The sequence below is a fragment of the Streptomyces sp. NPDC001270 genome (assembly GCF_042896695.1).
Taxonomy (GTDB): domain Bacteria; phylum Actinomycetota; class Actinomycetes; order Streptomycetales; family Streptomycetaceae; genus Streptomyces.
Map to the genome: position 1 here is coordinate 1 of NZ_JBIAXM010000053.1, position 12,936 is coordinate 12,936.

Annotated in this window: 11 protein-coding genes; 4 read left to right on the forward strand and 7 right to left on the reverse strand. The window is 70.5% G+C overall.

Annotated elements, in window-relative coordinates; translation table 11 throughout:
• Both ACFY2B_RS42775 and ACFY2B_RS42780 read left to right on the forward strand, forming a co-directional pair.
• Positions 1-97, forward strand: a 97-nt coding sequence (locus tag ACFY2B_RS42775) for an acyl-CoA dehydrogenase family protein (RefSeq protein WP_376524717.1), incomplete at its 5' end; no start/stop codon positions are given.
• 536 nt (positions 98-633) lie between these two features.
• Complete coding sequence (locus ACFY2B_RS42780; RefSeq protein WP_390768486.1) at positions 634-1,185, forward strand: hypothetical protein; 552 nt, start codon at positions 634-636, stop codon at positions 1,183-1,185.
• 59 nt (positions 1,186-1,244) lie between these two features.
• Here the strand turns inward: ACFY2B_RS42780 and ACFY2B_RS42785 are convergent, their stop codons facing one another.
• A complete protein-coding gene (locus ACFY2B_RS42785; RefSeq protein ID WP_390768487.1) occupies positions 1,245-1,793 on the reverse strand; it encodes an acyl-CoA thioesterase in 549 nt (182 codons plus the stop codon).
• A 119-nt stretch (positions 1,794-1,912) separates the two neighbouring features.
• On the opposite strand from ACFY2B_RS42785, the gene ACFY2B_RS42790 reads away from it, so the two are divergent.
• Entirely contained in the window at positions 1,913-3,217 is a 1,305-nt protein-coding gene (locus tag ACFY2B_RS42790) for an LCP family protein (RefSeq protein ID WP_390768488.1), read from the forward strand.
• 87 nt (positions 3,218-3,304) lie between these two features.
• Here ACFY2B_RS42790 and ACFY2B_RS42795 read toward each other — a convergent pair whose 3' ends face one another.
• Complete coding sequence (locus ACFY2B_RS42795; protein WP_390768489.1) at positions 3,305-3,667, reverse strand: four-helix bundle copper-binding protein; 363 nt, start codon at positions 3,665-3,667, stop codon at positions 3,305-3,307.
• Between the two features lie 151 nt (positions 3,668-3,818).
• Positions 3,819-5,195, reverse strand: coding sequence for an LCP family protein (locus ACFY2B_RS42800; RefSeq protein ID WP_390768511.1), 1,377 nt, complete (start codon positions 5,193-5,195; stop codon positions 3,819-3,821).
• A gap of 251 nt (positions 5,196-5,446) precedes the next feature.
• On the opposite strand from ACFY2B_RS42800, the gene ACFY2B_RS42805 reads away from it, so the two are divergent.
• Positions 5,447-6,475, forward strand: coding sequence for a glycosyltransferase family 2 protein (locus ACFY2B_RS42805; RefSeq protein ID WP_390768490.1), 1,029 nt, complete (start codon positions 5,447-5,449; stop codon positions 6,473-6,475).
• A gap of 135 nt (positions 6,476-6,610) precedes the next feature.
• On the opposite strand, the gene ACFY2B_RS42810 is transcribed toward ACFY2B_RS42805, so the two are convergent.
• From ACFY2B_RS42810 to ACFY2B_RS42825, 4 genes are all read right to left on the reverse strand, one after another.
• On the reverse strand, positions 6,611-8,260 hold the full coding sequence (locus ACFY2B_RS42810; protein ID WP_390768491.1) for an LCP family protein: 1,650 nt from the start codon (positions 8,258-8,260) through the stop codon (positions 6,611-6,613).
• Positions 8,261-8,506: 246 nt separating this feature from the next.
• On the reverse strand, positions 8,507-10,252 hold the full coding sequence (locus ACFY2B_RS42815; RefSeq protein ID WP_390768492.1) for an LCP family protein: 1,746 nt from the start codon (positions 10,250-10,252) through the stop codon (positions 8,507-8,509).
• 226 nt (positions 10,253-10,478) lie between these two features.
• Entirely contained in the window at positions 10,479-11,672 is a 1,194-nt protein-coding gene (locus ACFY2B_RS42820) for an LCP family protein (protein WP_390768493.1), read from the reverse strand.
• A gap of 433 nt (positions 11,673-12,105) precedes the next feature.
• The gene (locus ACFY2B_RS42825; protein ID WP_390768494.1) at positions 12,106-12,861 is read right to left on the reverse strand and encodes a TIGR03089 family protein; all 756 of its coding nucleotides are present in this window, start codon (positions 12,859-12,861) and stop codon (positions 12,106-12,108) included.
• Positions 12,862-12,936 lie beyond the last annotated feature (75 nt).

The following is a 12,936-nucleotide window of genomic DNA, read 5'->3' on the forward strand; positions in this document are numbered from 1 at the left end:
TCCGGTGGAGCGGATGATGCGGGACGCGAAGATCACGCAGATCTACGAGGGGACCAACCAGGTCCAGCGGGTCGTCATGGCCCGCAACCTCCCGTAACAAGGCTGCACCGCTCTCCCCGGCGTTGTCGGTCGCCGCTGGTAGAACTGCCGCACGCGTCACCCCTCTTACCCGTCGTACGGCAGGAGCAGCCCGCATGAGGACCCAGGACGACCACCTTGAGGAGCTGTACGGCCTCCCCGTCTTCACGTTCCCCGTGCCCGGTGCGACGGCGAAGCTGCCCGAGCCCGGTGCCGTGGCCTGGCGGATCGGCCATGAGAGGTGGACGAGTGGGGAGCCGTGGAAGGACACCTTCGGTCGTTTCTCTGCCGAAGTCGACCTCATGCGGGTCCGCGCGCTGATCGTCGGCATCTGGGACGATCCGGAGGACACCGATCCGTCCGAGGTGGTCGAAGCGCTGTTGGCCGTGCGCGACCGGTTGCCCGCCCTGCGGTCGGTGTTCCTCGGGGACATCACGGACAAGGAGTGCAAACTCTCCCGGATCAGTCAGACCGACGTCACGCCGCTGCTGGCGGGTTTCCCCGCGCTGGAGGAATTCGGCGCGCGCGGGAGAAGGCAGCAGCGGGGGAGAGGACTTGAGGCTGAGGTTCCCCGCCCTGCGCCACGACGTGCTGCGCAGGCTGGTCGTGGAGAGCAGCGGTCTGCCGGCCGACGCCGTGCGCGGTGTGGGGGCGAGCGAACTGCCCGCCTTGGAGCACCTGGAACTGTGGCTGGGTGACGAGGAGTACGGGGCCGATTGCGAGGTGGCCGATCTGGAGCCGATCCTGTCCGGTGCCCGGCTGCCCAGGCTGCGGCACCTGGCCCTGCGCAACAGCGCGATCCAGGACGAGGTCGCCGCCGCGGTGGCGACCGCCCCGGTGGTGGACCGGCTCGACGTGCTCGACCTGTCCCTGGGCACCCTGGGCGACGACGGCGCCCGCGCCCTCCTCGGCGGCCGACCGCTGACCCACCTCAAGAAGCTGGACCTGCACTACAACTTCCTCAGCGAGCCCGCCCGGGAACGCGTACGCCGGGCGCTCGCACCGGCGGGTGTCGAACTGGACCTCGACCAGGACGAAGCCAAGGGGTACGAAGAGGGCGACGGCACGGTGCGGCGCGAGATCTGTGGGGGGCCGGTCAGCTACTGATCAGCCATGGGCCCGCGCCCGGCCCGTTCGTCCGCCGCGCTGCCGGACGCCCCGCTCCGTCAGTCGTCGAACCCGTCCGCCGAGCGCTGTTCGCGCAGTTCCAGGATCTCCTGGCGGCGGGCGAGGCGGTGGGTGCGGCGGATCTGGGCCTCCTGGTAGCGGCGGCGGTCCCGGTCGGTCTCCGGGAGGACCGGCGGGAGCCGACGGGGTGTGCCGTCCGCGTCCACCGCCGTGAAGACCAGGTACGCGGAGCCGACATGGGTGGCCGGGGTCGACTCGTTCCAGCGTTCGGCGATGACCCGCACCCCGATCTCCATCGAGGTCCGGCCGGTCCAGTTGACCTGGGCCTGCACGTGGACCAGGTCGCCGACCCGGACCGGTTCGAGGAAGGCCATCTCGTCCATCGACGCGGTCACGGCGGGACCCTCGCTGTGCCGGCCGGCCACCGCGCCCGCCGCGTCGTCGACCAGCTTCATGATCACGCCGCCGTGCACCGTGCCCAGCAGGTTCGTGTCGTTGAGGGTCATGATGTGGCTGAGCGTGGTGCGGGACGCCGAGGTCGGCTTGCCTGGAATGTCGGAATCCGCTTTGACGGACGGGTCTGTCATGACCCCCACCATATGTCGAGCCGGCGTCCGGGGAATTTGTGTCAGATTGGCAACAGCGGCGCTCTTATTTTCCGACGGCCCTTGTAAGCCATATGGCCCTGCCCTGCACACTGGGGCGCATGAATGATTGGCCCGAGGCATGGTCCGACGACAACCGCGACAACCGGTACGGCCGCGGCAGCGCCAGCGGGCAGCCGGAGGGCGCCCGTTCGATGCGGCAGGTCAGGCGCGGCCCGGCGCCCGGGCAGGGCGGGTACGGCAACCCCGGCCCGTCGGCGCCCCCGTACGGCGGCGGGATCCCGCAGCAGCCGTCGTACGGCGGCCAGGGCTACGACGGCTACGGCGGCCAGCAGGGCTACGACAGCGGCTACAGCAACGGCCAGGTCTACGGCGGGGGCGGCCCGGGTGGCCCGGAGGGGCCGCAGCCCTACGGCCCCCGGCCCGCGCCGAACTGGCGGCGCCGGATCAAGTGGACCGCGATCATCGTGGTCAGCGCGCTGGTGGTCACCTCCGTGGCGACCTACTTCTGGGCCGACTCCAAGCTGCACCGGGACGTCGACCTCTCGAAGGTCATCGACCGGCCCGAGGCGGGCAAGGGCACGAACTACCTGATCGTCGGCTCCGACAGCCGCGCGGGCATGTCGGCGGAGGAGAAGAAGCAGCTGCACACCGGTTCCGCCGAGGGGCAGCGCACCGACTCGATGATGATCCTGCACGTCGGCGACAACGGCGACACGCTGGTCTCGCTGCCGCGTGACTCGGACGTGGAGATCCCGAGCTACAAGGGGTCGACCTCCGGCAAGGTCTACCAGGGCCAGGGCCGGCACACGAAGCTCAACGCGGCGTACGCGGAGGACGGGCCGACACTGCTGGTCCGCACGGTCGAGTACAACACCGGCCTGCACATCGACCACTACGTGGAGATAGGCTTCGGCGGCTTCGCGAAGATCGTGGACGCGGTCGGCGGCGTCGAGATCACCATCGACAAGGGCTTCAAGGACAAGTACTCGGGCGCGGACTTCAAGGCGGGCAAGCAGACGCTGAACGGCGAGCAGGCGCTGGCCTTCGTTCGCACCCGGCACGCCTTCGCCACCTCCGACCTGGAGCGCACCAAGAACCAGCAGAAGTTCCTGTCGGCGCTGGCCCACCAGGTGGCCACGCCCTCCACGATCCTGAACCCGTTCAAGCTCTACCCGACGCTGGGCGCGGGCCTGGACTCGCTGACCGTCGACAAGGACATGAGCCTGTGGGACCTGGCGTCCATGTTCTGGGCGATGAAGGGCGTCAGCGGCGGCGACGGCACCTCGATGAACATGCCGATCTCCGGCTCCAGCGGCGGCAACCTCCTGTGGGACAAGGCGAAGGTGAAGACGCTGGTGGACGAGTTGAAGAACGACGAGAAGGTCACCGTCACCGGCAACTGACCACGGCCACGGCCGCGGGACGCCAAGGGCACCCCGTGGGACGCCAAGGGCACCCCGGAGGGTGCCCTTGGGCCGGGCGGGCGAGGGTCACGCCCGCGCGGACGCCATCGCGCGGCAGGTCTCCGCGCAGCGGCGGCACGCCTCGGCGCACCGCTTCATCTGCGCGTCGTCCGGCATGGACATGCACGCCTCGGCGCACATGTCACACATCTTGGCGCACATCCCGCACATCTCCGCGGACATCGGCGAGCGCCGCATCATCATGTCCGCGCACATACGGGTCATCTCGGAACAGTCCATGAGCGTCCGCATGATCTGCATCTGGGCCTGGCCGCCCATCGACAGACAGGAGCTCATCGTCTCCTCGCACACGCTGTGGCAGTTCATGCACGCCTGAATGCAGTCCTGCATCTGCTGGGACAGGGCAGGCATGGTTCCGGGCTGGGTCATGGTTCCTCCAGGGGGACGAAAGGGCCCGGCGGGCCCCTGTGCTTCCGTCTTACGCCGGACCGATATGTACCGCCATCCGAGAGATCACGGTGAATGGGTGATAACCGTATGTATCGGGCGGTTTCTTCGGTGACCTGATCCCGAGGAACGCTCAGTCCTTGCCGGGGCAGACCACCTCGTCCCCCCGCACCGCCCCCGCCTCGCCCTGCGGCGGCGCCGGCACCTTCACCGTGCGGACCGCGCGGAAGTCCGCCCCGGCGATCACCTTCACCACCGGCCCCTGCCCCGGCACCGCCCGCAGCTCGCCGCCGGGCAGCGCCGCCGCCACGGACCTGGCCGAGCGGTCCCAGCGCGGGTCGTAGACGATCACCGTGCGCCGCACGTTCTGCTCGGTCGAGGTCACCGGCTGCCGGGTGGTGGCGAAGCCCGTCGCGGCCAGGGCCGCGTCCACGCGCCTGGCGAGCCCGGTCGTACCGGTGCCGTTCTCCACCTGCACCCGGATCTGCGGCGGCGCCACCTCCACCGGCATGACCCGGGCCCGCGCCGGCCGGTGGGCCACGGTGATCGGCTTGTCCTCGCGCAGGGCCGTGAACAGCTTCGCCGACCCGGCCGCGTCCCACTTCAGCGTCGACCCGATGCCCTTGACCGGGAACGCCATCTGTCCGATCGGCACGGTCGTGAACTCGGAGGACGAGGGGGAGAAGTTCCGCATCGCCCGGCCCAGGTCCAGCAACTCGTCCGTGCCGAAGCCGGTGTCCGCCCGGACCGAGCCCAGCACCGCCCGCGTCACGTCCCGGAACCTCATCGGGTTCAGCAGCACCCCGGACGAGGTTGCCCGCTCGATCAGCGCCGCCAGGAACCGCTGCTGACGCTGCATCCGGCCCAGGTCGCTGGCCCCGTCGACATGGCGCGAGCGGACGTACTGCAACGCCTGGCCGCCGACCAGCGTGTGCGTGCCGGGCGCCAGGTCGAGGCCGGTGTGCGAGTCCTTCAGGGGCTGCGCGGTGCAGATCCGGACCCCGCCGAGCACGTCCACGGTCTTCATGAAGCTGGTGAAGTCGACCTCCAGATAGTGGTCGATCTTCACATGGGTCATGTTCTCCACGGTGCGCACGGTCAGCTGCGGCCCGCCCTCCGCGTAGGCCGCGTTGAGCTTCACCGGATGCGCGCCGTGCCGCACCCCCGTGGTCCCGTCGACGTGCTCGGGCACCTCGACGTACGAGTCCCGCGGCAGGCTCACCACGGTGGCCCGCTCCCGGTCCTCCGAGATGTGCACGATCATGATCGTGTCGGTGCAGTGGCAGGGCGTGCCGCCCAGCCGGAACCGCCGCCGCTCCACCTCGGAGATCTTGTCCCGGCTGTCGGTGCCGACCAGCAGGACGTTCATGCCGTGCCCGCCGCTCGGGCGGTTCTTCATGTCCTTGAACGGGTCCACCCGGTCGATGTCCGCGTCCAGGCTGGTGACCACCGCGTGCCCGATCCCCGCCGAGGCCAGCACCACCACGGACAGCGTCGTCACCGCCCGCATGGCCCAGCGGGGCCGCTTCGGGCGCACGGGCCGCACGGTCCGTGCGGGCGGCCGTGGCACACGGCGGGGCGGCTGCGGGCGGCGCTGCGGCCGGGCAGCGGGCCGGGGCGGGCTGGGGGGCAAGGGGACACCTCCGGACGACGGCCGTACGTGGGATCCGGCGCAACGGTAGGCCCATACGATCTCCAGCCCGCCGCACTAGCCCGGCGGCACGCACCGGTGTCCCCCGTTCGCGGTAACGTGAGTCCCCTATGAACGCCAAGTCCGACGTGCGGCTCCCCGCAGTTTCTGTGATCATGCCCGTCCTCGACGAGGAGCGGCATCTGCGCGCGGCCGTCCAAGCGATCCTCGCGCAGGAGTACGCCGGTGAGATGGAGGTCGTGATCGCCCTCGGTCCGTCCACGGACCGCACGGACGAGATCGCCGCCGAACTGGTCCGTGACGACCCGCGTGTGCACACCGTCCCGAACCCGACCGGCCGTACCCCGGCCGGCCTCAACGCCGCGATCAAAGCCTCCCGTCACCCGATCGTGGTACGCGTCGACGGGCACGGCATGCTCTCGCCGAACTACATCGCCACCGCCGTACGGCTCCTGGAGGAGACCGGCGCGCAGAACGTCGGCGGCCTCATGCACGCCGAGGGCGAGAACGACTGGGAGCACGCCGTCGCCGCCGCGATGACCTCGAAGATCGGGGTCGGCAACGCCGCCTTCCACACCGGCGGCACGGCAGGCCCGGCGGAGACCGTCTACCTCGGTGTCTTCCGGCGCGCGGCGCTGGAGCAACAGGGCGGCTACAACGAGGAGTTCATCCGCGCCCAGGACTGGGAGCTGAACTTCCGCATCCGCGAGGCCGGCGGCCAGATCTGGTTCTCGCCGGAGCTGAAGGTGTCCTACCGCCCCCGGCCCTCGGTGCGCGCCCTGGCCAAGCAGTACAAGGACTACGGCCGTTGGCGGCACGTCGTCGCCCGCTACCACGAAGGCTCCATCAACCTGCGTTACCTGGCCCCGCCGACGGCGGTGTGCGCGATAGCCGCCGGCATCGTGGTGGGCGTCGCCCTCACCCCGTGGGCCCTGGTGGTCCCGGGCGGCTACCTGGCGGCGATCGTCGCCGGTTCGGTGCCCGCGGGCAAGGGGCTGCCGGCGCCCGCCCGCCTGCGCATCCCCGTGGCCCTCGCCACCATGCACATGTCCTGGGGCTGGGGCTTCCTGACCAGCCCGCGCTCCCTGGCCAGGCGGGTCATCGCCTCCCGCCGCCCGGCGGTGGCGCACACCCCGTGAGGCACTGAGCCCCGGAACGCGCGCGGGCCCCTCCCCCAAGCGGGGAGGGGCCCGTCGTCGTCAGCGCGCCACCACTGTCCTTACGGGCAGGGCTCCACCACTGTCAGCCGGCAGGGCTCTGCCACCGCCTGGCCCCTACCACTGGTAGGGCTTGTACACGTCCATGCACTGGTCCTTGTCGGAGCCGTTGATGGCGTCGGAGGTGCTGGGCAGGTCACCGGCCTTCGGGGCCGCCTGCTTCGGATAGTCGGTGCCGCTGCGCCAGTCGGCGCCCACGACGACCGTGACCCCCGACACATCGGTCGACTGCTTCACCGAACCCGCCGGAATTCCCAGCGACTTGGCGACCGCGGCGGCATCGCCCGCCAGATCCGCGCTCGGGTACCGCACCGTCGTCCGCTCCTCGGCCAGCGCCGCCGACGTGTCCTTCGCCGCCCTGGTGTAGCCCCGCTGTGCCAGCACCTGACTGATCTCGTCCGCCCGGCCCGGGACCGCGGCGAGCGTGGACGACCGGGTGCCGTTCTGCACCATCACACCGAGCCGGTCGGGGGAGACGGACGGCGCCTTGGTCGCCTGGGGCGAGGCCGTCGTCGTCTTCTTCTTCGGCTCGGCCGCGCCCTTGGCGTCGAACGGCACGTCGTCGCGGAGCATCTGCCACAGCTTGTCCGCGTCGGCGGTGTCCGGAACGACGTGCGCGTCCGGGTCCTGAGGGTCCTCCACCCAGGGCATCGTCGTCATCGTGATGCGGTTCGTCGGCACCGATTTGAGCTGCATGCCCAGGTCGTAGAGCTTCTTGACCGTGCCGATCTCCTCCGAGACCTTGAGCGAGTTCACGGCCGAGTCGGCGAGGCCCATCAGCCGCCCGGTGTCCGTGAAGACGTTCTGCTGCTTCAGCGTGCGGATCATCGAATTCAGGTACATGTGCTGGGCCCTGGCCCGCAGCGGGTCGCTGCCCCAGGCGTGCCGGGTGCGCAGCCACTGGAGCGCCTGCTCGCCCTTCACCTTGTGGGTGCCGGCCGTCAGCTTCAGGCCCGAGCCGCCGCTCACCCCGGGCAGCGGGCGGTCCCACACGTTCTGCTTCACACAGACGTCGACCCCGCCGATGGCGTCCGCCATGCTCACCACGCCGCCGAAGTCGATCGTCATCCAGTGGTCGATGTAGATTCCGGTGAGGTTCTCCCAGGTGGCCAGCGTGCAGCCGGCTCCGCCGCGGGCGAGCGTCTCGTTGATGATGGCGTTGGTCGCCGGGAACTTCTCGCCGGTCTTGGGGTCCTTGCACTCGGGTATGTCGACCCGGGTGTCGCGGGGAATGCTCACCAGGGCCGCGCTCTTGCGGTCCGCGGAGAGGTGGATGAGCATCTGTACGTCGGCGAGCGGCGGATTGGTGCGGAGGTCCTTGCCGCCGCCGAGCTTCACGTTCTCGTCCGAGTCACGGCTGTCGGAACCCAGCAGCAGGATGTTCACCGGCGTCTGCCCGGCCGCGTTCGGCTGGGCCTTCTTCGCCTTGGAGTCGCCGCTGCTGCGCTGCCCCTTCTGGATGCTGCCGTTGAGGTGCTGGTAGTAGAGGTAGCCGGCGCCCGCCGTCCCCAGTATCACCACCGCGAGCACCGTCGCCGACCAGCGCAGCACGCGCCTCTTGCGACTGCGTCTCTGGCCGTTCGGACCGCCGCCGTGCCGCCCGCCGCCGGGACGGCCGCCGCCGTCGGACGCACCTGACTCCCGCGGTATGAGTGGCGTCGTGCTCTCGACCGCGGGGACTTTCCCCCGCACACCGCTCTGCGCCAAAACCCTGCCCTCCCCACCCTGCGCCTGCCATACGGGTCCGTCCCGCGCCTGATTAGACGCGCGACGGACCCAATGGGTTACCTGGAAGACGCACCTCGTCTGCTTGCAATCGTCAGCGGTGCCGAAGCCGTACGCGTACCGGCGCGGGTCCCCCGGATAAACGGCGCAGCGCCGCCGGACACCGATGACGGGCAGCACTCCGCCCGGAAGGCCACCGTCCCGGCGTCCGGCCGGGCCGGGTTTCGCCTAGGAGGCGCACTTGACCTCGTCCGCCGTGGACTTGTCGACGTCCGGCGCCTTCGCCGGAGCGGACAGGGACTCACCCGGACCCTGGAAGTCCTTGCCCAGGGTCAGCGTCATCGTCGGCAGTCCCTGCGAGTTGGTCACGCTCTTGCCGGGCTTCATCTGGGCCCCGGCAAGCCCCAGGATGGAGGCCAGTTCGCGGGCCTGGTCCGCCTGGTCGGGCGCGTACTCAAGGGTGGTCTTGCTCAGCTTCACGCCCGCGGGGGCGTTGCCGGCGTTCTCCGACTTGAGTACACCCTCGTCGTTCTGCAGCCATTCCAGGGCATCCTGGGCCATGCCGGTCTCGGCGCCGCCGTTGAGGATCCGCACCCGGACCTCGGACGGGTCGGACTTGGTGCCCTTGAGCCGGCCGGCCTCCGCGTCCTTCTTCTGCTGCTGCTCCTTCTTCTTGACCTCGGTGAAGGAGACGTCGTTCTTGATCGCCTTGAACACGGCGGGGGCGGTCGCGTCGTTGAGGACGACCGTGACAGGTACCTTCTCCGCCGGGTTGTCCACCACCGGGACGGTCGTGAAGGTCAGGTTCTTCGGATCGAGTTTGCCCAGCTCAAGGCCCAGGTCCTTGAGTTTGCCGAAGCTTTCCAGCTGGCTGTCCACGGTCAGCGCCTTGGTGGCCGCCTCCGCCAGCTTCAGCATCTTCGTCGGGCTGGTCAGGGTGGAGTTCCCCTTCAGCTTGCGCATCAGCGCGCTCAGGAACTGCTGTTGCAGCGTGATCCGGCTGAGGTCGCCGCCGAAGCCGACGGAATGGCGGGTACGCACGAACGCCAGGGCCTGCTCACCGGAGATGGTGTGCTTGCCCTTGGAGAGCTTGAGGTGCGAGTCGGGGTCGTCGATGTCCTTGGCCAGGCAGACCTCCACCCCGCCCACGGCCTCGGTCAGCGTCTTGACCGCGTTGAAGTCGGCGACCATGAAGTCGTCCGGGGTGATCCCGGTCACCTCGGTCACTGTGCGCATGGTGCAGCTCGGGGTCCGCCCGTCCTGCCCGAGGCTCGTGTTGAAGCGGACGCCCTCCGTACCCGGAATGACCTTCGTGCTGCCGTCGGGCTGCTGGGTGGGGCAGTCCGGGACGTCGACGATCAGGTCGCGCGGGATGCTCAGCGCGGTCGCGTTGGACCGGTCCTTGGACACGTGGAGCAGGATGTTGGTGTCGGCGTGCCCGACGCTGCCCGCGTCGCCGTAGCCCTCGTTGCCCGAGCCGGTGCGCTTGTCCGTGCCGATCAGCAGGATGTTGATGGCCTGGTCCGTGCGGAAACCGCCGGTGCTCGCACCGTCGTCGGAGACGGAGGTGATGTTGCCGTTGAGGTGCCTGATGTAGAGGTAACCGGCCGCCGACACGGCGACCAGCACGAATGCCAGGCTGCCGCCGGTCCAGATCAGCGCCTTCTTCGCCTTCGCCTTCTTCGCCGGCCGCCGACCGCGGCCTCGTACGGGCTGCTCGGGCTCACCGCGGCGCCGCCGCTGCGCCGGGATCTCCCGCCCCGGCGCTCTGCCCTGTCCCCGTCCCGGTGCCGCCGCCCGGTCGCCGGGTACACGGCTGGTCTCCTGGGGTCCGCCGGACCGGCGCGGCCCGGGTACCGACGACTGCGGAGCGGGATTACCCAGTCGCAGTTCGTATTCGCCGGTGTTCGGATTGAGCACCCACTGGTCTGCGGGATCGAAATTGTCCGCCCGCCCACGGCCTTGCGCGTCCACGGTTGTCCGAATCCTCCGTCGGGGCCACGCGGCGCCTCCCCCCTTCAAGGCGCTCGGGTCTCGGTCAAACAGTGCACAGCCCCACATGCCTCGTGGCGTGGTGCACCGGGTCACACTATCCGCCCAGTTCAGCGTCGAGGGACGGCAGTGACAAATTCCGCACCGCTTACAACCGGGCAATCCGTCGCATACGCCTGGATAAAAGCTCGTCGACTTGCTACGCACTTCATGCGCAGTCGTCCTCGGCGGCTGTCCGGCCCGGGAACGCCGGAGCCGGAGAAGGGGCCTGCCGCCCGCCTGATTTGCCGCTGTTCGCCGATGAATGCTGCGGATCATTCCGGGTGATCGTCACCGGTGTGTCGGACCGCAGCTGTTCGAACAGCGCTCCGGCCGCGGGCTGGACGAGCTGGTCGCGATTGGTGTCGTAAGCGTACGAAGTTCGCGGAACGGTCATGAACTGCACATGTTCGGTGGGGATGTTCCGCAGCCCGCGTACCAGTTGGTACAAACCACGCAGACTCGCCAGTTCGGGATCGGTGGTGAGCGACGACGTGGCCGCGTCCAGCAGGGGATACAGCTTCACCGGGTTCAGCAGGGTGTCGTTGCTCCGCGCCTCGCCGACGAGCGCGGCGAGGAACTGCTGCTGGCGCGCCATCCGGTCGGTGTCGCTGCCGTCGCCGAGGGACTTGCGGGCCCGTACGAAGCCCAGTGCCTGTTCGCCGTCGAGCGTGACCCGGCCCGCGGGCAGCTTCAGCTGGGCGGCCTTGTCGTCGACCGGTTTCCGCAGACACACCTCGACCCCGTCGACGGCGTCCACCATCTTCTTGAAGCCGCTGAAGTCGACGACGGCGTAGTGGTCGATCCGGATGTTCGTCAGCTTCTCGACGGTCCGCACCGCGCAGGCCGAACCGCCCGTCTCGAAGGCTTGGTTGAGCATCGTCAGGGCCGGCCGGCTGCGCCCGCCGTCCGGCCGCAGACAACTCGGCACGTCGACCATCAGGTCCCGGGGGAGGGACACGGCGGTGGCGCTGCGCCGGTCCGCGGCGAGATGGAGCAGGATCATGGTGTCGGACCGCGCGGTGCCGGAGTCCCGCCCGTACGCCCCGTTGCCGTCCCCGGAGCGGGTGTCGGACCCGATCAGCAGGATGTTCTGCGCGCCGTGCACCAGGGCCGTGGGGCGCTCGCGCTCGTAGCGGGCCAGCTCGGCGGCGGCTGCCTCGTCCGCCGTCATGTTGCCGTTCAGTCTCGTGTACAGGGCCCACCCGCCCCCGGTGCCCAGCAGGACCAGCGTCGCCAGCCCCAGCGCCGACCAGGTCGTCCACCGCCGCCGGCGCCGGCGGGTCAGCCCGTCCCCGGTGGCGGAGGCGCCTGCCCCGGGACCGGGGGCGCTCCCGGAGGACGTACCTGCGGTGTCGCTCACGTACGGTCCACCCCCTCGTGGCGTACGAACGTGCGGTTCTGCTCCTTCGACGATCGCCCGGATGGGTGCCGGAGGCGGCCCGTGTTACTCCAATCGGGTGACGGCGCCGAGGGCCGCCGGGAGGGCCGAGGCGGGCAGGACCGCTCGGCGCGCGGTGCGGCCCCGGGGTGCGGCGGAGGGGGTGAATCATGTGGATGACCAGCGGAAACGGGTACGGTCTCGGACCTCGCCCGCACCCCGCAAGGCACCGCAGGGCCCGCACCTGGCACCGGCCCCTACCCCGGAAGGGCGGGACCCGGCAACGGGATGTCGACGGTAAGGGGCGGGTGTCGGGGGTGGGCCGTACCCGGGTGTCTGTGGTGCCTCCGGTGTCTCCGGTGGCCGTTTCTCTTGTGGTGCCTGTGGTGCTTTGGGTCTTGTGTTGCCCGTGGGGTCAGTGGCGGGAGGCGGTCACCCGTTCGCTCTCCATCCGCTTGGCCAGGGCGTTCTCGTCCAGCCGCGGCAGGTGCCGGCACAGCACCACGGACCCCCCGACGGCCAGCGGGGCGTACAGGCCCGCGCTCAGGCCCTCCCAGGTGTCGTACGGAAGTCCGGACAGCAGCCGGGAGCCGGGCCCGGTCAGGTCCAGCCCGGGCGCGTCGGCGCGGGCCCGGTCGACGACCTCGGACCCGGTCAGCTCCGCCCCGGCCACGATCAGCGCGGGCTCCTCCGGATCGACCGGTGCGAAGGGCGCGAACCGGTCCCCCTGGCCCGGCACCTCCACGGCGTAGTCGAGGAACCCGGCCGGCGGCTGCGGAAAGCGCCCGCCCAGTGGCCGCAGCGCCAGCGCGACCCGCTCGCCGGAGCAGGCCCGCGCCGCCTCCAGCGTGTCCGGCCCGCTTACCACGACGTCAGCCGCGGCGGGATCCCCGGCCACGTCCGCGACCGCGCCCACCGACGAACACGCCAGCAGCCACACCGCGGTCTGCCAGTGCGCGGGCAGCAGCAGCGCGACCCGGTCCCCGGGACCCGCGGCCAGGTCGCCCTGGAGCAGGTTCGCGGTCTTGGCCACCCAATTGGCGAAGGTGGCCACGGACAGTTCGACACGTTCGCCCGTGGCGTCGTCGTAGAAGGTCACCAGGGGGCGTCCGGGATCCGCGGCGAGCGCGGAACGCAGCAGGTCGGCGGGGGTGCGATCGGTGGCGTTCACCCGCGCAAGGGTACGCGCCGCCCGGCCTGCCGACCGCCCGGCGGCGCCACCGGTTCGGGCGAACGGAACCCGACG